20 protein-coding genes are annotated in these 19,684 nt (G+C 66.6%); 8 read left to right on the plus strand and 12 right to left on the minus strand.

Annotated features, from left to right (window positions below):
• Positions 1–3: 3 nt before the first annotated feature.
• From ACP69V_RS12275 to ACP69V_RS12290, 4 genes are read right to left on the minus strand one after another with little or no spacing between them, the layout of a single operon-like run.
• Positions 4–432 carry a DoxX family protein gene (locus tag ACP69V_RS12275; RefSeq protein ID WP_426024136.1) on the minus strand — a complete coding sequence of 143 codons (429 nt, stop codon included), beginning with the start codon at positions 430–432 and terminating at the stop codon, positions 4–6.
• The gene (locus tag ACP69V_RS12280) at positions 429–1,193 is read right to left on the minus strand and encodes a putative DNA-binding domain-containing protein (RefSeq protein WP_426024137.1); all 765 of its coding nucleotides are present in this window, start codon (positions 1,191–1,193) and stop codon (positions 429–431) included. The genes ACP69V_RS12275 and ACP69V_RS12280 overlap by 4 nt, the downstream gene beginning before the upstream one ends.
• Positions 1,190–2,050 carry a DUF692 domain-containing protein gene (locus ACP69V_RS12285; protein ID WP_426024138.1) on the minus strand — a complete coding sequence of 287 codons (861 nt, stop codon included), beginning with the start codon at positions 2,048–2,050 and terminating at the stop codon, positions 1,190–1,192. Before ACP69V_RS12285 ends, ACP69V_RS12280 begins: the two co-directional genes overlap by 4 nt.
• A complete protein-coding gene (locus tag ACP69V_RS12290) occupies positions 2,050–2,343 on the minus strand; it encodes a DUF2282 domain-containing protein (RefSeq protein ID WP_426024139.1) in 294 nt (97 codons plus the stop codon). The genes ACP69V_RS12285 and ACP69V_RS12290 overlap by 1 nt, the downstream gene beginning before the upstream one ends.
• A gap of 152 nt (positions 2,344–2,495) precedes the next feature.
• On the opposite strand from ACP69V_RS12290, the gene ACP69V_RS12295 reads away from it, so the two are divergent.
• Together ACP69V_RS12295 and ACP69V_RS12300 are read left to right on the plus strand one after the other, a co-directional pair.
• The gene (locus tag ACP69V_RS12295) at positions 2,496–3,038 is read left to right on the plus strand and encodes a sigma-70 family RNA polymerase sigma factor (RefSeq protein ID WP_426024140.1); all 543 of its coding nucleotides are present in this window, start codon (positions 2,496–2,498) and stop codon (positions 3,036–3,038) included.
• A complete protein-coding gene (locus tag ACP69V_RS12300; RefSeq protein ID WP_426024141.1) occupies positions 3,028–3,663 on the plus strand; it encodes an NrsF family protein in 636 nt (211 codons plus the stop codon). Before ACP69V_RS12295 ends, ACP69V_RS12300 begins: the two co-directional genes overlap by 11 nt.
• 3 nt (positions 3,664–3,666) lie before the next feature.
• Here ACP69V_RS12300 and ACP69V_RS12305 read toward each other — a convergent pair whose 3' ends face one another.
• A complete protein-coding gene (locus ACP69V_RS12305; RefSeq protein WP_426024142.1) occupies positions 3,667–4,545 on the minus strand; it encodes a branched-chain amino acid aminotransferase in 879 nt (292 codons plus the stop codon).
• Positions 4,546–4,633: 88 nt separating this feature from the next.
• Here ACP69V_RS12305 and ACP69V_RS12310 point away from each other — a divergent pair, with 88 nt between their 5' ends.
• The 3 genes from ACP69V_RS12310 (at position 4,634) to ACP69V_RS12320 (ending at position 7,300) form a co-directional block, all read left to right on the plus strand.
• Positions 4,634–5,365, plus strand: coding sequence for a response regulator (locus tag ACP69V_RS12310; protein WP_370514252.1), 732 nt, complete (start codon positions 4,634–4,636; stop codon positions 5,363–5,365).
• Between the two features lie 4 nt (positions 5,366–5,369).
• Positions 5,370–6,737, plus strand: coding sequence for an ATP-binding protein (locus tag ACP69V_RS12315; protein ID WP_426024143.1), 1,368 nt, complete (start codon positions 5,370–5,372; stop codon positions 6,735–6,737).
• Positions 6,738–6,823: 86 nt separating this feature from the next.
• On the plus strand, positions 6,824–7,300 hold the full coding sequence (locus ACP69V_RS12320) for a hypothetical protein (protein WP_426024144.1): 477 nt from the start codon (positions 6,824–6,826) through the stop codon (positions 7,298–7,300).
• Here ACP69V_RS12320 and ACP69V_RS12325 read toward each other — a convergent pair.
• The 3 genes from ACP69V_RS12325 to ACP69V_RS12335 all read right to left on the minus strand — a co-directional run bounded on the left by ACP69V_RS12325 (position 7,297) and on the right by ACP69V_RS12335 (position 8,994).
• Entirely contained in the window at positions 7,297–8,085 is a 789-nt protein-coding gene (locus ACP69V_RS12325) for a pyrroline-5-carboxylate reductase family protein (protein WP_426024145.1), read from the minus strand. The genes ACP69V_RS12320 and ACP69V_RS12325 overlap by 4 nt on opposite strands.
• A 17-nt stretch (positions 8,086–8,102) precedes the next feature.
• On the minus strand, positions 8,103–8,606 hold the full coding sequence (locus ACP69V_RS12330; RefSeq protein ID WP_017504503.1) for a YbjN domain-containing protein: 504 nt from the start codon (positions 8,604–8,606) through the stop codon (positions 8,103–8,105).
• 76 nt (positions 8,607–8,682) lie between these two features.
• The gene (locus ACP69V_RS12335) at positions 8,683–8,994 is read right to left on the minus strand and encodes an accessory factor UbiK family protein (protein WP_426024146.1); all 312 of its coding nucleotides are present in this window, start codon (positions 8,992–8,994) and stop codon (positions 8,683–8,685) included.
• A 174-nt stretch (positions 8,995–9,168) separates the two neighbouring features.
• On the opposite strand from ACP69V_RS12335, the gene lgt reads away from it, so the two are divergent.
• From lgt to pgeF, 3 genes are read left to right on the plus strand one after another with little or no spacing between them, the layout of a single operon-like run.
• Positions 9,169–10,044 carry a prolipoprotein diacylglyceryl transferase gene (lgt, locus tag ACP69V_RS12340; protein ID WP_426024147.1) on the plus strand — a complete coding sequence of 292 codons (876 nt, stop codon included), beginning with the start codon at positions 9,169–9,171 and terminating at the stop codon, positions 10,042–10,044.
• On the plus strand, positions 10,041–11,126 hold the full coding sequence (locus ACP69V_RS12345; RefSeq protein WP_426024148.1) for a class I SAM-dependent methyltransferase: 1,086 nt from the start codon (positions 10,041–10,043) through the stop codon (positions 11,124–11,126). The genes lgt and ACP69V_RS12345 overlap by 4 nt, the downstream gene beginning before the upstream one ends.
• Positions 11,127–11,139: 13 nt before the next feature.
• A complete protein-coding gene (gene pgeF / locus ACP69V_RS12350; protein WP_426024149.1) occupies positions 11,140–11,910 on the plus strand; it encodes a peptidoglycan editing factor PgeF in 771 nt (256 codons plus the stop codon).
• 184 nt (positions 11,911–12,094) lie between these two features.
• On the opposite strand, the gene lpxC is transcribed toward pgeF, so the two are convergent.
• The 4 genes from lpxC to ftsA all read right to left on the minus strand — a co-directional run bounded on the left by lpxC (position 12,095) and on the right by ftsA (position 19,672).
• Positions 12,095–12,994: a UDP-3-O-acyl-N-acetylglucosamine deacetylase gene (gene lpxC / locus ACP69V_RS12355; RefSeq protein ID WP_426024706.1), complete on the minus strand. Its 900-nt coding sequence runs from the start codon at positions 12,992–12,994 to the stop codon at positions 12,095–12,097.
• A gap of 186 nt (positions 12,995–13,180) precedes the next feature.
• The gene (gene ftsZ, locus ACP69V_RS12360) at positions 13,181–14,767 is read right to left on the minus strand and encodes a cell division protein FtsZ (RefSeq protein ID WP_426024150.1); all 1,587 of its coding nucleotides are present in this window, start codon (positions 14,765–14,767) and stop codon (positions 13,181–13,183) included.
• Between the two features lie 236 nt (positions 14,768–15,003).
• The gene (locus ACP69V_RS12365) at positions 15,004–18,132 is read right to left on the minus strand and encodes a TonB-dependent receptor domain-containing protein (RefSeq protein ID WP_426024151.1); all 3,129 of its coding nucleotides are present in this window, start codon (positions 18,130–18,132) and stop codon (positions 15,004–15,006) included.
• Between the two features lie 205 nt (positions 18,133–18,337).
• Entirely contained in the window at positions 18,338–19,672 is a 1,335-nt protein-coding gene (ftsA, locus tag ACP69V_RS12370; RefSeq protein ID WP_426024152.1) for a cell division protein FtsA, read from the minus strand.
• Positions 19,673–19,684: the final 12 nt, after the last annotated feature.

Raw genomic sequence — 19,684 nt, forward strand, 5'->3', positions numbered from 1 at the left:
GCCTCAGTCGAGCTTCAGAACCCGATCCAGGCTCGCCGCGCCCGGTCCGCGCGCGATCAGATAGATCAGCGGCCCGGCCCACAGCAGGTGCGTCGGCCAGCCGGTGGGGATGATGAACACCTGGATCACCGCCGTCATCAGCAACAGGCCAATGGCCGCCGGCCGCGTAAGCAATCCCAGCACCAGCAGGATCGGCAGGGCGTGCTCGGCATAGGTCGCCATATAGGCCGCCACGTCGGGCGCCAGCAGCGGCACATGATACTCCTCTGCGAACAGATACTGCGTCGAGGGCGACAGGGTCAGCAAGCCGTCCACCTTGGTGCGCCCGGACAGGAAGAAGGGCGCGGCGATCCCGACGCGCAGCAACAGGGCCAGCGGCCATTCCGGAACGGCGTCGGTGACGCGCTGGTGAATGCGGGCGATAACGGTCATGGCTTCGGTCTCTGGAGGGCGGGGGTTTCGAACACGCCGAGCGCGATCAGGCCGGCGAAAAGGGCGGGGACGTCCAGGCCGGGTTCGGCCGACTGGGCGCTTAGGACGGCTGCGCCGAACGGCCGGCCCTTGCGGCAGGCGTCGAGAAAGGCCCATTCGGCGCGGCTAAGGCTCCGCGCCCGCACCTCGGCGTCGGGTCGCTGGATCAGCAGGCCTTGCGGCTCCGCGCGCCAGGCCAGTTCAGCGCCTGCCGTCGGATAGCGATGCGCCAGCCACAGTGACGGCGCCGTCCAGTCGAACCAGAACAGACGCACGGACGGATGCAGACGTGCGGGCATGCCGGTCAGGGCCAGGCCCAGCGCCGCAGCATGACGGGCTTCCATCTGCGCGGCGTCGGGCGACAGGTGCGCCTCGGTCCAGGCGCGGTCCAGCCGGGCCACCGGCGCCAGATAGGGCATGTCCTGCGCCGGCTCGAACCGGGCCAGCCAATCGGGGAAGCCCGCGCCATAGGCGGCCAGCACCGGATCATCGCCCGGCTGCGCCTCGACGAACTCGCGCGCGGCGGCGCGGAACCATTCGCTTCCGACCATCTGCGACACGGTCGGATAGTTGGCCTCCAGCGCGTCGATCCGGCCCTTGACGGCGGTGTTGCGATAGACGGCGATGGCGCCCAAAGTCCGATCGTTCGGCTCCAGATGCGGCCACAGGTCGTCGAACCGCCCGTCCAGCGCGGTCTCGAAGGCGGCGTGAAAGGCGGTCATGCCAGGGTCTCCACGAACGTCAGGGCCTCGGCCGCGCGGGCCTGTTCGCCCAGCAACTCGGCGAACTCCGGCACCTCGCCGTCGCGTTCGATCAATGTGGGCCGCCCGCCGATGCGGCCGATCAACCGCTCGTAGAGCCGCCACACCGCCTCGGCGACCGGGGCGTCGTGACTGTCGATCAACAGGGCCTCGCCCCACACCGGATCGGGCCGATGCCCCGCCAGATGGATTTCTCCGACCAGATCGGCGGGCACGGCGTCCAGCCAGGCCTCGGCCGATCCGCCCATGTTGGCGGCGCTGACATGGACGTTGTTCACGTCCACCAGCAGGCCGCATCCGGTGCGTCGGGCGATCTCGACAAGGAAGTCGACCTCGTCCCATTCATGGCCGGCCATCGGCAGGTAGGCGGTGGGATTCTCGATCAGCATGCGCCGGCCCAGATAGTCCTGCGCCTCTTCGACATGGTCGCAGACCAGGGTCAGCATCTCGCGGCTGCGCGGCACGGGCAGAAGGTCGGGGTGATAGACGTTTCCGCGCCGCGACCAGGCCAGGTGTTCGGACACCGCGAAGGGCTCGAACCGGTCGATCAGGGCGCGAAAACGGGCCAGGTGCGCGCGGTCGGGACGCTCGTCCCCGGCCAGGGACAGGCCGACGCCGTGCAGCGACAGGGGCCGACGCGCACGAATGCGCTCCAGCCAGCTCAGGCGCGGCCCGCCGTCGATCATGTAGTTTTCGGGATGCACCTCGAACCACAGTCCGTCCTGCACGCCGTTGGGGGCCCCGACCGCCGGGCAGGCCTCGGCCTCCACATAGTGTTGGGGCTTCAGACCCAGCCCGGCAGTCGGAAAGGCGGACATCAGCGGTTCGCGATCGGGCTCAGCGAACCATTGCCCTTGGGCGTCTGGATCGAGGCGCAGGTGCCCTTGGCGACCAGCTTCCAGGCGTTGCCCTGATAGTCGCGGGTCGAGGTGCCGGCGCAGGTGGTGCCGGGGCCGGCGGCGCAGTCGTTCTGACCGGCCTTGGCCACGCCGTAGCATTTCTCCATGGCGTTTTCCTGCTGGGCCGTCGGACGGTTCTGGGCGGCGGCGGCGTTGGCGCCGAGGGCCAGAAGGGCGCCGGCGCCGATCATGATTTTGGTGGGAGTATTCATGGGTTCGTCTCCTGGGTGAGGGCCGTCCGAAGCGGAGCGACCTGACAGGAGAGGTTTCGGCGTCGATGCGGCGAAGGTTACGAGAAATATTTTGTCGGATTTCGGCTCCGAACCTGTAACCTCCGTCCTGTCCGGCGCGAATGGGATGCTGCGTGGTCGACAAGGAAGCCGAGCTCAAAAGCCTGATGTTGCGGGGACTCGACGGAGACCCCGTGGCCTGGCGCGCCCTGCTGTCCGCAATGCGCGGCGCCCTGACCCCTTTCTTCAAACGTCGCCTGATCGGTCATGAGGCCGATGCGGAGGATCTCGTGCAGGACTGCCTGATCGCCATTCACGCCAAGCGCGCGACCTATGACCGGTCGCTGCCCTTCACCGCGTGGGCCTATGCGATCGCGCGCTACAAGCTGATCGACCATTTCCGCCGCCTGGGTCGTCGCCACGACGTGCCGCTGGAAGAGGCTTCCGTCCTGCTGGCCGAACATACGGTCGAGGACGGCATCGTCCGCCGCGACCTGAACAAGGTCCTGTCCATCCTGCCGCTGCGCCAGCGCCGTCTGGTCGAGGACGTCCGCATCGGCGGCTTCAGCCTGGCCGAGGCCGCCGCCCGCAACGGCTTCACCGAGGGCGCGGCCAAAGTCAGCGTCCACCGCTCCATGAAGACGCTGGTCGCCAGCGTGAATCCCGATGAAGACTGAAGACCTGATCGACGCCCTGGCCGCCGGGCTTGAGCCGGCGCGGCCCGCACGGCCCAACGCCGCGCTGCTGGGCGGCGCCGGCTTGGCCGCCGTGACGGCCGTGGCCCTGTTGCTGGGGGTGCGTCCCGACCTGACGCAGGCGCTCCAGGCGCCGACGCCGTGGCTGAAGGGACTCTACACCGCCGCCCTGACCACGAGCGCGATCTGGCTGGCGACACGGCTGGGTCGGCCGGGCGTCGATGCTCGGCCCGCAGCCTTCGCCCTGATTTCCGTCGTGGCGATCGCAGCGCTGTGGGGCGGCGTCGAGATGGCTATGACGCCGCCCGAAGCGCGCATGGCCGGCTGGCTGGGCCAGACCTGGACCATCTGCGGGCGAAACATCGTTCTGGTCTCGGCCTTCGCCGCGCCGCTGGTCTTCCTGTCGGCGCGCCGGCTTGCGCCGACGCGGCCGACGGCGGCCGGTCTTGCGTTAGGGGTGGCGACGGGCGGTATCGCCGCCACCGCCTATGGCCTGCTGCATTGCGGGGAAGCGACGGCGGCCTTCGTCGCTACCTGGTATACGCTGGGCGTCGCGGCCGCCGGCCTGATCGGCGCCGGGATCGGCCGCTTCGCCCTGCGATGGTAGGGCTCAGAGCTGGCCGCGCACCAGCTTGCCGTAGTGGTCCATCAGGTCCAGCGACAGGGCGCCGGGCGTGAAGCGATACTCGCCCACCTCGGCGACCGGCGTCACTTCAACGGCCGTGCCGGTCAGGAAGCATTCGGAGAAGCCCGACAGTTCTTCCGGCTTGATCTCGCGCACGACGACCTCGATGCCCTTGTCGCGGGCGATCTCGATCACCGTCTGACGGGTGATGCCGTCCAGAATGTGCTCGACGTTCGGCGTGTGGATGACGCCGTCCTTAACGAAGAAGACGTTGGCGCCGGTCGCCTCGGCGACATAGCCGCGCCAGTCCAGCATCAGGGCGTCGGCAAACCCGTTACGCTCCGCCGTGTTCTTGGACATGGTGCAGATCATGTACAGGCCGGCGGCTTTGGCCGTCGTCGGCGCCGTCGCCGGATCGGGGCGACGCCACTTGGCCCATTCCAGTCTCAGGCCGCGCGCCTTGACCTCGGGGTCGAAATAGCTGGGCCAGTCCCACACGGCGATGGCCAGATGGACCTTGTTGTTCAGCGCCGAAACGCTGGTCTGTTCCGGGCCGAGGTAGGCGACGGGGCGGACGTAGCAGTCCGTCAGGCCGTTCTTGGCGCAGGTTTCCTTACAGAAGGCGTCGATTTCAGCGACGCTGTAGGGTATCTCGAAATCGAGCAGGTTGGCGGACCGCTTCAGGCGCTCGGAATGCTGCGTCAGCTTGAAGATTTCGCCAGCGTACATACGCTCACCCTCGAAGACCGACGAGCCATAGTGCAGGGCATGGGTCAGAACGTGCGTTTTCGCTTCCCTCCAGGGGACGAAATCGCCATTCACCCAGATCCAGCCGTCACGATCGTCGAAAGGAACGAAGGCCATTGAAATACGTCTCCCGCGAAATTGACGGTGTTAGAGCCTCACGAATCGCTCAGGTCAACGCCCGCAGCGGGGGAAACGTCGCATGAGCATGACGGAATCGCGCTCGCACGGCCGTTCGGGCCCCATCGCCGGCCCCGGCGTGGGCCGCCATCTGCTGATCGTCGACGACGATGATCGCATCCGCGAGTTGCTCAAAGAATTTCTGGCGCGCGAGGGCTACCGGGTCACAGGCGCCGCCCACGCGGCCGCCGCCAAGCGGATGATGGAGCTGATTGAGTTCGATCTGGTCGTGCTGGACGTCATGATGCCGGGCGAAAGCGGGCTGGACCTGACCAGCTGGGTTCGCGGCAAGGCCGAACTGTCCAAGACGCCGGTGCTGCTGCTGACGGCACGCGGCGATCCTGAAGACCGGATCGAGGGCCTGTCGCGCGGGGCCGACGACTATATGTCCAAGCCGTTCGAACCGCGCGAGCTGGTGCTGCGCATCGACGCCATCCTGCGCCGCACCGGCGGCAAGCCGATCGGTCCCAAGGAGATCAAGCTTGGAACCGCAGTCTTCGACATGGAACGTCTGGAGCTGATCCGCGACGGCGCACCCCAGCGCCTGACCGAGGCCGAGGCGCAGCTGCTCAAGACTTTGGCGCTGCACGCCCACGCCCCGGTCGAGCGGATGAGCCTGTCGCCCGACACCGCCGACATCACCGGCCGCGCCGTGGACGTTCAGGTGACGCGCCTGCGCCGCAAACTGGAAGTCGATCCCAAGAACCCGCGCTATCTCCAGACGGTGCGCGGCGTCGGCTATATGCTGGCGCCCGATTGATCCGATGCGGCTGCTGCCCGCCTATCTGTGGCCGCGGTTCCTGAAGCGGCGCCTGCCGACCTCGCTGTGGGGCCGGTCGCTGCTGATCATCGTCCTGCCGGTTCTGGTCATGCAGATGGCGGTGACCTGGATCTTCTTCGACGCCCACTGGCAGACCGTGACCGCCCGCCTGTCCGAAGGCCTGGCCGGCGACATCGCGTGGGCCGTCGAAACCTATGAGGACGATCCCAGCCCGGCGAACCTGGAAAAGCTGGCCAATCGCGCCGAACGGTCGATGTCCCTGTCCATCGTGCTTCAGGAAGGCCGCACCCTGCCGACGGAAGAGCGGCGCGGGGCCATCGGCGTGGTGGACCGGGTGCTGGACAAGGCCTTGGACGCCCGTGTGGACCGCCCCTACTGGTTCGACACCACCCGCTACCCCGCCTATGTCGATATTCAGGTGCAGGAGCCGCAGGGCGTCCTTCGCATCATCGCCCCGCGCGAACGCGCCGTGGCGACCCAGGCCCACATCTTCGTCCTGTGGCTGGCGGTGGCGACCGTCCTCTTGATGGGCGTGGCCATCCTGTTCATCCGCAACCAGGTCCGCGCCATCGAGCGGCTGGCCGATGCGGCCGAGGCCTTCGGGCGCGGCGAGACCGTGCCACGGTTCAAGCCGCATGGCGCGCGCGAGGTCCGCGCCGCGGCCGTCGCCTTCATGGCCATGCGCGACCGCATCCAGCGCCACATCGACCAGCGCACCGCCCTGCTCGCCTCGGTCAGTCACGACCTTCGCACGCCCCTGACCCGTCTTCGTCTGGAACTGGCTCTGGCCCCGCCGTTCAAACGCCAGGCCGCCATGCGCGGCGATCTGGACGAGATGGAGCATATGATCGACGAATACCTCGACTTCGCCCGAGGCGAAGCCGGCGAACCGCCCAAGCCGGTCTCGATCTCCGATCTGCTCAAGGCGGCCGGCGAGGACGCCCGGCGCGTCGGCGCCGAGGTCGAGGTCCTGGTCCCCGCAGGCCTGACCGCGTCCGTGCGCCCCCTCGCCTTCAAGCGCGCCCTGGTGAACTTGGCCGGCAACGCCGCCTCGCACGGCGAACATGTGCGCCTGTCGGGCCGCGCCCTGGCGTCCGGCGGGCTGGAGATCGTCGTCGAGGACGACGGGCCGGGCATCCCCGAGGCCATGTATGACGAGGCGTTCCGCCCCTTTTCCCGCCTGGACGAATCCCGCAACCAGAACCGCAAGGGTGTCGGCCTGGGCTTGGCCATCGCCCGCGACGTGGCGCGCGGCCACGGCGGCGACGTCGCCCTGGACCGCAGCGACATGGGCGGGCTGAAGGCCACGATCCGCGTTCCGGGAACCGTCACGGTCGCCGAGACCGTTTGAGGCCTTTCAGCTTTCGCGGGTCAGGGGCTGGCGAAACCGCGCCACAAGGGTCATCTTGGTTCCGACAGGGCTTGGAGATGAATTCGATGCGTAGACTTGCCTTCTTTGCACCCCTGGCCGCGACCCTCGCAGCCGCCGCCATGGCCCAGGCGCAAGCCCCGACCGTCAACGTCACGGTCGGCCCGGAACTTCAGCGTCAGGTCGAGAAGCTTGGCGACCGCGAGGTCAACGAACAGATCGCCGGCCTTCAGGCCGAGGTCGGCAAGGCGCTTGAACAACGCTACCCCGGCGCCACGGCCAATCTGATCCTGACCGACCTGAAGCCGAACCGCCCGACCATGGAGCAGGTGCGCCAGACGCCGGGCCTCGACCCGATCAACAGCATCTCGATCGGCGGCGCCGCGATCAAGGGCGAGATCGTCACGGCGGACGGCCGGACCCTGCCGGTGCAATATTCCTACTTCTCGCCCAACATCCGCGATGTCTGGGGCTACAGCGTCTGGCGCGACGCCGACCGCGCCTTCGAGCGCTTCGGCAATCAGATCGAGCGCGGGCGCTTCTAACCCATTTCGCGGTTGCGTTTCACCGCCGCCGCGACCGTCTCGTCCAGCATCGCCGTCAGACGGCCGTCCTTCGCCATGGCGTCAAGCCCGGCGCGGGTCGAGCCGCCGGGCGAGGCGATCCGGCCGATCAGGGCCTCCAACCCATCGTCGCCCATCGAATCCGCTGCGGATCTCAGGGTGGCGCGCGCCAGCACGTCCGCCGTCGCCGAATCCAGACCCGCCGCCTCCCCGGCCCGCGCCAGGCCCTCGGTGAAGGCGTAGAAATAGGCCGCGCCCGATCCGGCCACCGCCGTCGCCGCATCCATCAGGGCCTCGCCGGCCAGAACCACGGTCTCGGCCATCGGCTCGAACAGTGCGCACCCAATGTCCTCGGCCCGCACATCCGCCGACCAGACCGAGGCCACGCCGCGTCCCCGCGACACGCCGGTCGTCGGCATCACCCGCACGATGGGCCAGCCCCCGATTCCTTCCGCCAGCGTCGGCGCGGTCACGCCCGCCATCACCGACAGGATAACGGCCCGATCGTTCAGGAACGGCGCCAGCGGGGCCATCACCTCGCGCCACAGGGCCGGCTTGACCGCCAGCACGATGACGGCGGCCTCGGTCAGCGTCTCCAACGGCGGATTGATACGCGCACCCTGAGCCCGCGCTGTCTCTGCGGCGGGCTTTTCCGACGGGCTGAGGATGATCAGGTCGGACGCCGCCACCGTCGCAGTCAGCAGCCAGCCTTCCAGAATGGCGGACCCCAGCCGACCGCAGCCGACTAGGACGACAGGACCCGACACAGATGCCGCGCCTGGCATCAGGCGGTGCCGACGGTCTCGAACAGGCAGGCGTCGATGGCCTCCTGCGGCTTCTTGTTCCCGCGCACCATGAAGTCGAAGGCGGGGTAGTAGCGATCCGAGGCCTCGATGGCGGCGTCGATCATGGACGCAGCCTGGGCCAGGGTCGGGCGCTCGCCCATCGGCAGGGCCAGCGAGTGGCGGAAGACGATCTCGCCGTCCTCGGCCCAGACTTCGAAATGGCCCATCCAGGTGCGCTGGTTGATCAGGCCAACCAGTTCATAGGCGGCGGTCTTGCGGCTCTTGGCCACCTTCAGGTCCAGCGCGCAGCACAACTGAAGGCAATCACCCTCGGGCCGCCAGGCGAACCACAGCTCATAATCCTTCCAGTCACCGGCCAGAGCAAAGGCCAGGTCGCCGTCATCGGTGCGGTCGAACGGAAGATTCTCGGCCGTAAGAACATGCTCGACGACCTCAAGCGGGTCGAACGGCACGTCCACTTCCTCTGGCCGGGCGATATCCATCAATAGTCTCGATTCGAGCTGCGTCCGCGAGAATCGCGGGCATTAACAGAACGGTAAGCCTGTTCGCAGATTCGGCTCAACCGGCTGCGTCCCCGGGTTGAGTTCCATCTGTGGACGTTCCCTCAGAAGGCTTGCTGGCGGGCTTTGCAGCCGGTTTGCCAGCCGGTTTCGAGGCCGCCTTAAGCTCCGCGATCTCGGCCCGCAGGGCGGCGATCTCGTCTTTCAGCACATCGAATTCGTCGCGGCGGACCAGGTCCATCTCGGCGGCGATCCGGTCGGCCTGGGCGCGCCAGGCGGTCTTGGCCTCTTCGCCTGCGGCCTGGGCCAGGCCCATGGCGCCGGTCGTCAGTTTGGCGAACTCGTCCAGGATGGGATTGCGGGTCTGCATGGCGGCTCCGACCTCAACGTCATTAACGAAGGTTCACCGACTATGGTGAACGAAACCTTTCTTTCTGCTGCTTCGCGGATGCCATCAAGGCGTTGTTATTCGTCTTCACAGGCGACGGACGCAGCGACGCTTGCTAAACCGCCTTTCAGAGACTGCCCTTCACAGGAACGCCCCTTGCCCTTTCCCGAATTCGATCCGGTTCTGATCCACCTCGGACCGCTTCCGATCCGCTGGTACGCCCTGGCCTATGTCGCCGGCATCGTCCTGGGCTGGTGGTACGCCGCGCGCCTGGCCAAGACCCAGCGTCTGTGGGCGCCGGGCAAGCCGCCGGTCACCACGACGCAGTTGGACGACTTGGTGCTGTGGATCGTGCTGGGCATCATCCTGGGCGGCCGTCTCGGCTACGCCCTCTTCTACAAGCCGGTCATGTACGGCCAGCTGTTCACCGGCCAGACGCTGGGCGAACGGTTCGAACTGTTCCAGCTGTGGACCGGCGGCATGAGCTTCCACGGCGGCTTCCTGGGCGTGGTCGTGGCCATCGCCCTGTATGCCCGCTCGCAGAAGATCGACATGCTGCGCCTCGGCGACATGGTCGCTCCTGTGGTGCCGATCGGCCTGATGTTCGGCCGCCTGGCCAACTTCATCAATGGCGAGCTGTGGGGCCGCGAGACGACCGTCCCCTGGGCCGTGCGCTTCTGCAACGCCCGCATCGAACAGATGTACGGCTTCTGCCCCGCCGGCGACGCGCCCCGCCACCCCAGCCAGCTCTATGAGGCCGGCCTGGAGGGGATCGTTCTCCTCTCCGTCCTGTCCCTGGGCATCTGGAAGTTCGGCCTGCTCAAGAAGCCGGGCTACATCACCGGCCTGTTCCTGGTCGGATACGGCGTCTGCCGCGCCGCGCTGGAGAATGTGCGCGAGCCCGACTTCGGCATGCCCGACTTCCCGCTGGGCCTGACCATGGGGATGATGCTGTCGATCCCGATGATCCTGGTCGGCGCATGGCTGATCTGGCGCGCGTGGAAACGTCCGCCCGTCGCCGCCGAGGCATGAGCGAGGCCCAAACCCTCAAGACCCGTCTGGCGCGAGAGATCGCCCTGACGGGTCCGATGACGGTCGCCGACTACGTCACCCGCTGCCTGCACGATCCCAAGGGCGGCTACTATGCGTCGCGTCCTGACCTGGGCGCACGCGGCGACTTCATCACCGCCCCCCTGGTCAGTCAGATGTTCGGCGAACTGATCGGACTGTGGGCGGTCGAGACCTGGAACCGCCTGGGCGCACCCGAACGCTTCCGCCTGGTCGAGGTCGGCCCAGGCGACGGAACATTGATGAGCGACGCCCTGCGCGCCGCACGCCTGGTTCCCGGCTTCCTGGAGGCCTGCGACCTGATCCTGATCGAACCCAGCGCCCCCTTGCGCGATCTTCAGGCCAAGGCCCTGGCCGGCGCCGACCTGTCGCCGCGCTGGGTGCGCGACCTGAGCCGAATCGAGACCGACGCCCCCGTTATCCTGATCGCCAACGAGGTGCTGGACTGCATGCCCGCGCGCCAGTTCGTCCGCACCGATAACGGCTGGGCCGAGCGGCGCATCGGGGTCACCGACGGCGGCGACCTGATCTTCGGCCTCACCGCCATCTCCGGCGGCTTCCACAAGCCGGACTTCGACATCGCGCCGGGCGGCATCCTGGAAATCTCGGAGCAGCAGGCCCTCTTCGGCCGCGACCTGGGCCTGCTGATGAAGGCCGCATCCGGCGCCGCCCTTCTGATCGACTACGGCCGCGCCCGGCCCGAGGCCGGCGACACCCTTCAGGCCCTCCGGCGTCACCAGAAGGTCGATCCCTTGGCGACGCCGGGCGAGGCCGACCTGACCCAATGGGCCGACTTCCCCCTGGTCATGGAGGCTGCGGTCCGCACCGGCGCCGACGTCACCGGCTGCCTGCCCCAGGGCGAGTTCCTGCGCCTGCTGGGCATCCAGGCCCGCGCTCAGGCCCTCACGGCCAGCCGACCTGCCGCCGCCGCCGTCATCGCGCGCCAGCTCGACCGCCTGACCGACGACGACCAGATGGGAAACCTGTTCAAGGCCGCCGCGATCTTTGCGCCCCGATCCCTGGTCGTGCCCGGCTGGGACGCCTGATATAGGTGGGGGCATGAGCGATCTGGCCCCCATCACACACCCGCTTCTGACCGCCGCCGGCATCGCCCACGGCTTCTTCACCCGTGCGGGCGGGGTATCGACCGGCATCTACGACGGTCTGAACGCCGGGGTCGGCTCACAGGACGATCCCGCCGCCGTCGCCGAGAACCGCCGTCGCGTCGCCGCCCATTTCAACGCCGACGCCGACCATCTGAACGGCTGCTACCAGATCCATTCCGCCGTCGCCCGCGTCGCTGAAGCGCCCTGGCATGGCGACCGTCCCGAGGGCGACGCCGTCGTCTCGGCCGAGCCTGGTCTGCTGTGTTCGGTCCTGACGGCCGACTGCGCGCCGGTGCTGTTGGCCGATCCCGAGACCCGCATCGTCGCCGCCGTCCACGCCGGCTGGAAGGGCGCCCTGGGCGGGGTGGTCCATTCCGCCGTCGCCGCCATGCAGGCCCTGGGCGCCGATCCCCGCCGCACCCTGGCCGTGGTCGGCCCGTGCATCGCCCCCGCCAGCTATGAGGTCGGCGTCGATTTCGAGGATCGCTTCACCCACCACGATCCCGGCGCCGACCGCTTCTTCCAGCCCGGCGAGACCGACGACAAACGCCAGTTCGACCTGCCCGGCTTCGTCCTGTGGCGGCTACAGCAAGCCGGCGTCGGCCAGGCCGTCTGGACCGGCCACGACACCTGCGCGGACGCGGAGCGGTTCTTCTCCAACCGCCGCGCGTTCCAGCAAGGCGAGCCGGACTTCGGACGGTTGATCAGCGTGATCGGGGTTTAGCGCAAAACGGCTCTCCCTCCCCGTTCCGGGGAGGGTCGTCGCGCAGCGACGGGGTGGGGGCGGCCCGGCAGGGACGCACTTGCCTGATCAAAGAAAAGTTTGTGGGGCGTCATCTGGCCCTCCCCACCCGGTCTCGCCTATGGCTCGACCACCCTCCCCGTTCCGGGGAGGGAGAGCGCAGGCCTCAGCCCACCCGCGCCAGCTCCGGCACACGCGTCACTTCGCGCCACGCATGCGGCGCAGCCAGCAGCGCCCGCACCAGACGGTTGTTCAGCGCATGCCCCGCCTTATAGCCCTCGTAACGGCCCAGCAGCGGCGCGCCCAGCACGTACAGGTCGCCGATCGCATCCAGCGCCTTGTGACGCACGAACTCGCGTTCCATGCGCAGACCGCCGGGGTTCAGGATTTCGTCGCCGTCGATAACCACGGCGTTCTCCAGCGAGCCGCCGCGCGCCAGGCCCGCCTGACGCAGGGCCTCGACCTCATGGGCGAAGCCGAAGGTGCGGGCGGCCATGATGTCCTTGCGGAACGTCGGCTCGTCCACGACGAAGTCGATGACCTGATTGCCGATCACGGCCGACGGGAAGTCGATCTCGAACCGCATCTCGTAGCGGTCGCAAGGCAGCAGGGCTGCGTGCTTGTCGCCCTCGGTGACGTGGACCGTCTCCAGGATCTCGATATAGCGTTGCGGCGTCGGCTGCGGACGGAAACCCGCCCGGTCCAGCAGTTGCACGAACTCCAGCGCCGATCCGTCCAGGATCGGCAGCTCGGGCCCATCCACCTCGACCACGGCGTTGGACACGCCCAGAGCAGCGAAGGCGGCCATCAGATGCTCGATGGTCGACAGACGAACGCCCGCGGCGTTCTCGATCATCGTATTCAGGCGGGCGTCCACCACGGCCTCGCCCGACACAGGAATACGGTTGTCGCGGTCGGTGATGTCGGTGCGAACGAAGACGATGCCCGTGCCCGAGGGCGCAGGCCGAACCGCCAGCCGCACGCGACGGCCGGTGTGCACCCCGACGCCGGCGATGATGGCCGGTGCGACGATGGTGTGTTCGTGATGGTCGTTCCTGACCGACAAACTCAAACTCGCTCTTCGTTATGCGCGCCGCACGTCGTGCGGATTGCGCCCTGCATGTCTTTTAGCCGGGGCGCCGCAACCACGAAATCAAAGTCCGGTTTCGGATTGTTTCGCTCTGGCACACCGCCTGAAACGAAGAACGCCCCGGAGCCGGGCTCCGGGGCGTTCCATCGTCACTTGGGTTGTTTAGTTGGCCAGACGGCGGAGAAAGGATGGGATTTCCAGGTCGTCATCGGCCTGTCCCGCCTCCGGTTCCGGCTGCTGAACCGGCTGCGCCGCACCGCGTGTGTGCGTTGGTTGCGATGCATAGCTGGATTCAGGGTGCGGCTGGGTGCGCTTGCCGCGCCCGAACAGGCTCCAGCCGCTGCGGCGGTGATCCCGCTCGTCATAACCGTCGTCAGCCTGGGGCTGCGCGGGCGCAGGGCGTTCACGTTCAGCGTACAGGTCGCCCTGCGGCGCGACGCGCGGCGCAGGCGCGCGGGTCTCATATTCCTCGACCCACGGATCGACGATGGGATCCAGGGCGCGCGGCTGCTGTTCGGCGACGCGGATCACCGGCTCGGGGCGCGGTTCCGGCTCGCGAGCGGCAGGGGACTGAAAGGTCGGCACGACCGGCGCCGCCTCGATGCGGGGCTCGGGCGCACGCGGGGCTTCCGCACGGACCGGCTCACGATACGTATCCCGTGTCGGTTCCGGCGCACGCGACGGCTGGGTGCCATACAGGCCGCCGGCCGAACGGCGGGCGTCATGACCGGCCAGCGGTGCGCTGGCGGCAGGCGGAGCGATGGGTTCGATACGCTTGATCTCGCCCTCGTCCATGCCGGTGGCGACGACCGAGACGCGGATCTTGCCGTCCAGGGCCGGATCGAAGGCCGCGCCGAAGATGATGTTGGCGTCGCCGTCCACTTCCGCGCTGATGGCGTTGGCGGCCTCATCGACTTCCAGCAGGGTCATGTCCAGACCACCGGTGATGTTCACCAGGACGGCCTTGGCGCCCTTCAGCGAGGTCTCGTCCAGCAGCGGGTTGGCGATGGCGTTCTGGGCGGCCAGCAGGGCGCGGTCGTCGCCCGACGCCTCGCCCGTGCCCATCATCGCCTTGCCCATCTCGGACATGACGGCGCGCACATCGGCGAAGTCCAGGTTGATCAGGCCCGGCAGGATCATCAGGTCGGTGATCGAACGCACGCCCGAGTGCAGCACCTGGTCGGCCATGCCGAAGGCGTCGGCGAAGGTGGTGCGTTCGTTGGCGACGCGGAACAGGTTCTGGTTCGGAATGACGATCAGGGTGTCGACATAGCGCTGCAGCTCGGCGACGCCCGCATCGGCCAGGCGCATACGGTGACGGCCTTCGAAGGTGAAGGGCTTGGTCACGACGCCGACGGTCAGGATGCCGCGATCGCGCGCGCATTTGGCGATGACGGGGGCCGCACCGGTGCCGGTGCCGCCGCCCATGCCGCAGGTGATGAAGACCATGTGCGCACCTTCAAGGTGCTGATGGATTTCGTCGGCGGATTCCTCGGCGGCGTTCATGCCGACTTCGGGGTGGGCGCCGGCGCCCAGGCCCTGGGTGATGGTCTCGCCCAGTTGGATGCGACGATCCGTCTTGGCGAAGCTGAGGTGCTGCGCGTCGGTATTGGCCACGACGAACTCGACCCCTTCGAGGCCGGCGTCGATCATATTGTTCACGGCGTTGCCGCCGGCGCCGCCGACGCCGAACACGACGATGCGGGGCTTCAGTTCAGTGTGTTGCGGCTTGACCAATGAGAGCGACATTTCTGTTTTCCGACCTGCTGACCCGCCCCTTCAAACCAACCGATCGCCCCCGCCGAATCGCTTTGGTTATGAGCGCGTTAAGGATTGCACCCATGAAGGTTAAGAGAAGGTTAGGGCGATAATGTGAGTCGGGTGAAAGACCAGCACAAACCCATAAGCTTGGCCGCAATTTTCCACGCTCCAAAGAAAAAGGGCGGCCCTTTCGAGCCGCCCTTTCTCTTAACTTACGCTCTCAATCAGAAGCGGGCAGTCAGGCCGACTTGGTAGTAGCGACCGATCAGGTCGTACACGCCAACGCCCGTCACGTACTCGGGCGGCTCGCTGTCCAGAAGGTTGCGAACTTGCAGTCGCGCCGTCAGATCACGAGCACCCAGACCGAAGCTGTTTTCCCAAGTGTAGGCCAGCGACAGGTCATGCAGATATTGGTCGCCCAGCGTCAGCGGCGCGAAGTTCTCGATCGTCGCCGTGTTGCTGCGGACATATTCGCCCGTGTAGCGCGTCGTCAGCAGAGCGGCGAAGCCACCGTTGCGGTAGGCGGTGTCGAGCTTCCAGCGAACATCCGAGTTGCCCAGGGTGTTGCGCGTGTTCGACAGATCGAAGCCGAGGCCGGTAGCCGAAGATTCCTGCTTCTCGACCTGGAACAGGCTGAAGTTGAAATCGACGCGGCCCATGTTGGTCCAATACGTCAGATCGTCCAGGTCGAAGCCGTATTGAGCACCAACCGTGAAGCCTTCGAAGTTCTGGTAGCCGGCGTTGATGAAGCCGGTTTGCGGACCCACACCGTTCGGAGCGATATCAGTGCCCAGAACCTGGCCGGCAAGGCTCGTTCCACCGATTTCGAAGCCTGCGCGTCCACGCTGGAAGCGGCTACAGGCCGCCTGATCCGGGGTAGGCAGATCGTAGCAGACCTGCATGATCGAGGTCAGGGTAAAGTTGGAGATAGCCGCCGTCAGATCGATCTTCACGTAGTCGAACGAGAAGGTCAGGCCAGGAACGAAGCTAGGCTGATAGATCAAGCCATAGGTTTCCTGTTCCGCGATCTCGTTTTGCAGATCCGGGTTGCCCGACGTCGTGCCGCGTTGCGTCGCGGCTTGAATGTTTGACGTCAGCTGGAAGTTGCGCGGAAGACCTAGGGCCTCAAAGGCAGCTTCACAGTTTGCACGACGGGCGGTCGGGTTTGGACCGCTGTCGATGTTGCGAAGATCGCAGGGATCGGTGGCCGTGGTGAAGATGCTTGAAGACGGCGAGAACAGCTCGGTGATGGCCGGCGAACGGAACGACCGGCTCTTGCTGCCGCGGAAAGTGAGGTCCGCGTTGACACGCCACCGCGCACCCAGCGACCAGGACTCGTCTTGTCCGGATTCCGAATGATCGACCTTGCGGTACGAACCGTCGAAGTCCAGGGCACGAATGAACGGCAGGGTGAAGTCGCCGCCGACGATCGGCACGGCCACTTCGGCGTACCACTCGCTGGTGTTAAACTCGCCGTTCAGCGGAGCGATGGCGGCCGAGCGGCCGATACCCAGGCGCGAAGCTTCGTTCGGCTGGAAGTCAGATTCTTCCTTACGGTATTCATAGCCGACGTTGAACGCCGCCCAACCCGCAGGCAGTTCGATCACTTCACCGCCGAAGTTGGCTTCATACGAAGTTTGCTTGATCGAGTAATCCTGGCGGAACGTGGTGCCGATATAATCCATTGCGGCTTCGCTACGTGCGCCTTGGCCAAACAGGTTCAGCGGCTGGCAACCCGCAGCACGAGCGGTCGCGTCAGCGCATTGGATCGCGCCGGTGGCGCTGCGATTGACATTGATCGCTTGCAGGAAGTTCGCTTGAACGATGTTGTCCTGTTGGAAGAAGCCATCGTTCTGGCCGTAGTTGACTGCTGTGTTCCAGTTGAAACGACGTCCGAAGGTTTCGAAATCACCGTTGAGATCCAGAACGATCCGACCGGTGTCGGACTCCGTAAGGCTATTCGGATCGACTAGGTCCGTCGAAGCCCGCTGCAGGAAGAACAAGCGCTCACCCGGATTGGCCGCGTCTGCCGGGAGAGGGGTCGGCTGTGACAAGATCGCAGCACGCGTCGCTGCGGGCAGGAACGGGTTAGCGGTCGACATCTGCAAGGCGCCGGAGATGCCGCCAAACAGGCCTGAGTTGTAGATCGGTTGGTTGAAGTCTTCGCTAGCGGACGTGTGATTGTAGAAGACTTCTGCATTCAGGCGAACATTGTCAGTAATGTTCAACTGGCCGAACACCGTGGCATTATGCCGCTTCACCGGGGCCTGCAACGAGGTGAGCTCGGCTAGGTTGAGGCCCTCGCCGCCCGACGCAATCGACGCTTGGTAGAAGGTGCCCGAATTATAGGGCACCAGCGAACCGTCTGGAGCGAACTGTGCTGCCACGCGTCCGGCGCCATTCGGATTGGCGATGGTCAACAGGTTTGCGAGGCCGATACCGGCAGTACGGAACGCCAACCCACCTTGAGTGATTTCTGGGATACGACGATTGTAGTAGTAGATTTGAGCCGGAATGCCGTCAGTTGCACTCGTGTTCGCGGGATTGAGAGCGCTGAAGATCTGAAGAGCAGTACGGTCACGATCCGTATATACGAGCGAATCGGTTTCTGCATACTCATAGCTGCCCGAAAGGCTCAAACGGTCGTCGAAGAACTTGTCGCCAGCTGTGATCCGCGTACGGATTTGCTGCGCGTCATTGCGTTCGGAAAGACCGTATTCGACGTTGAACTCAACGCCTTCGTATTCTGTGTTCGTGATGACGTTCACCACGCCTGCGACAGCGTCCGAACCATAGATCGCGCCGCCTGTCGCCTGAATGGTCTCAATGCGGTTCACCAGAGCGGTCGGGATCGACGAAATATCGACCTGGCCGCCGGCGCCGGCGCCGGAGAAGATCGAAGCAACGTTTGCGCCGACGAAGCGACGGCCGTTCACCAGGACCAGCGTGCGGTTGGAACCCAGGTTGAACAAGTTGATGAAGCTGCGGCCGACGCCGAAACCTGCCTGATCGCCATCAGGGCTGATCGGCACGCCGGTGACCGGCTGTTCGTTGATGGCGTCCGCCAGGTTGGCGAAACCCTTCTCGTCGATCGTTTCCGACGTCACCACCGAAAGCGGCGCAGGCGAAACGAGATCCGGGCGACGGATACGCGAGCCAGTAACGACGATCTCGCCGACTTCGGTCGCGCCTTCGCCGGTCGATTGCGTCGCCTGTTGAGCGAAGCTAGGCGCGGCGATTGCGAGCACACCGGCCAGCACCGTCGATCCGAGTAGATAATTTCGTTTGAACGCCATCAAGATAATTGCCCCACGAAGCGATTGAATTTCGAACGGACGACGAGTCCGCTTCATTGCACGTTCGTAACGTAAATGAGGCAGCAGGCAACCTTTTCGCCGCAATCCCGCCTAATACGGCGACGTAATGTCACAGATCGGCAACACCAAAGTCACATACCAGCCCCTTAGCGGGTCAAATCTACGCATTTTAAGAACATTTGCGGCCAGATGCGCGCTTATCAAAAGTATTTGGTCGGACGACGTAAGTAGTGACTTGGCGTCAGAGGTTGTCGCGTAGCCAACCCGCCAGGCGCCCTACCACATTGCCGCGGTGTATGCGCGGAGCATCCGCCGCCGTGATCTGGCGCGCCATCAGCTTGCGGGCCGATACTGCCTCGCGCGGGCCGTAGGCGGCGCGGAGCAACACCCCGGCCGTGGCGCAGAAGGCGGGGCCGGAGGCGGCGTCGGCCAAATGTGGCGCGCGTTGGGGTTTTCCGAGGCGGACGGGGCGGTCGAAGACGCGCACCGCCAGTTCGCGCACGCCGTTCAACTGGCTGGCGCCGCCGGTCAGGACCAGGCCCGCGCCGGGCTCCAGGCCTACGCCTGCGTTTTTCAGCCGGTCGCGCAGCAGTTCGAGGGTTTCCTCGACGCGCGGGGCGATGACGGTCTTCAGCATGGCGCGCGGGACGATGACCGGGCCGGCCGAGGCGTCCTCGCCACGCGGCGGGGCCTCCAGCATTTCGCGGTCCTCGTTGGCGCTGGCCATGGCTGAGCCGTGCAGGGTCTTCAGCCGCTCGGCGCCCGCCTTGGACGTAGACAGACCTCGCGCGATGTCGGACGTGACATGGTCGCCGCCGACGTTCAGGCTTTCGATATGCAGCAGGGACCGGCCGCCCCACACGGCGGCGCTGGTCGAGCCGCCGCCCATGTCGATGCAGACGGCGCCCAGGTCCATCTCGTCCTCTTCCAGCGCAGCCAGGGACGAGACGACGGGCGCGGCGGCCACGCCCTGGAGGTCCAGGTGCGCCAGCTCCAGGCAATGGCTCAGGGTCGTAAAGACGTTCTCGGCCATGGAGACGACCAGCAGGTCCAGCCCCAGCGACCCGCCACGCATCGAACGCGGATCATGCACGCCGCGCGCCCCGTCCACCGACCAGGCGATGGGCAGGACGTGGATCGGCCGACGGTTGGGCAGGCGGATTTGGGCCAGGGCCATGCCGATGGCGCGCGCCAGGTCGGCATCACCGACCGGATTGGCGCCCAGGGAGACACGGGCCTGCACCCGATGGCTGGCCATCTGGCCGATAGCGGTGGTGACGACGACGCCGGAGACGGGGCTCTGGGCCGCGCGCTCGGCGCGTTCGACGGCGTGGCCGATGGCCTGGGCGGCCTCGTCCATGTTGATGATGGCCCCGCCCTTCACGCCCTTGGACTGGACATGGCTGGCGCCGGCGACGCGAATGGTGCGGTCGGCGTGGCGCACGCCGTCAGGCTTCATGATGAAGCACGAGACCTTGGACTGGCCGATGTCCAACGCCGCGATCACGGGCGCGCGACCGGCGCGAGGATCCATGCCCCGACCCTGATCGTTCGCCGCTCCGCGTTGCTTGGTCATGATCTTGGCGTT

The organism is Brevundimonas sp. PWP3-1b1 (assembly GCF_049896065.1).
Classification (GTDB): Bacteria; Pseudomonadota; Alphaproteobacteria; order Caulobacterales; family Caulobacteraceae; genus Brevundimonas; species Brevundimonas intermedia_B.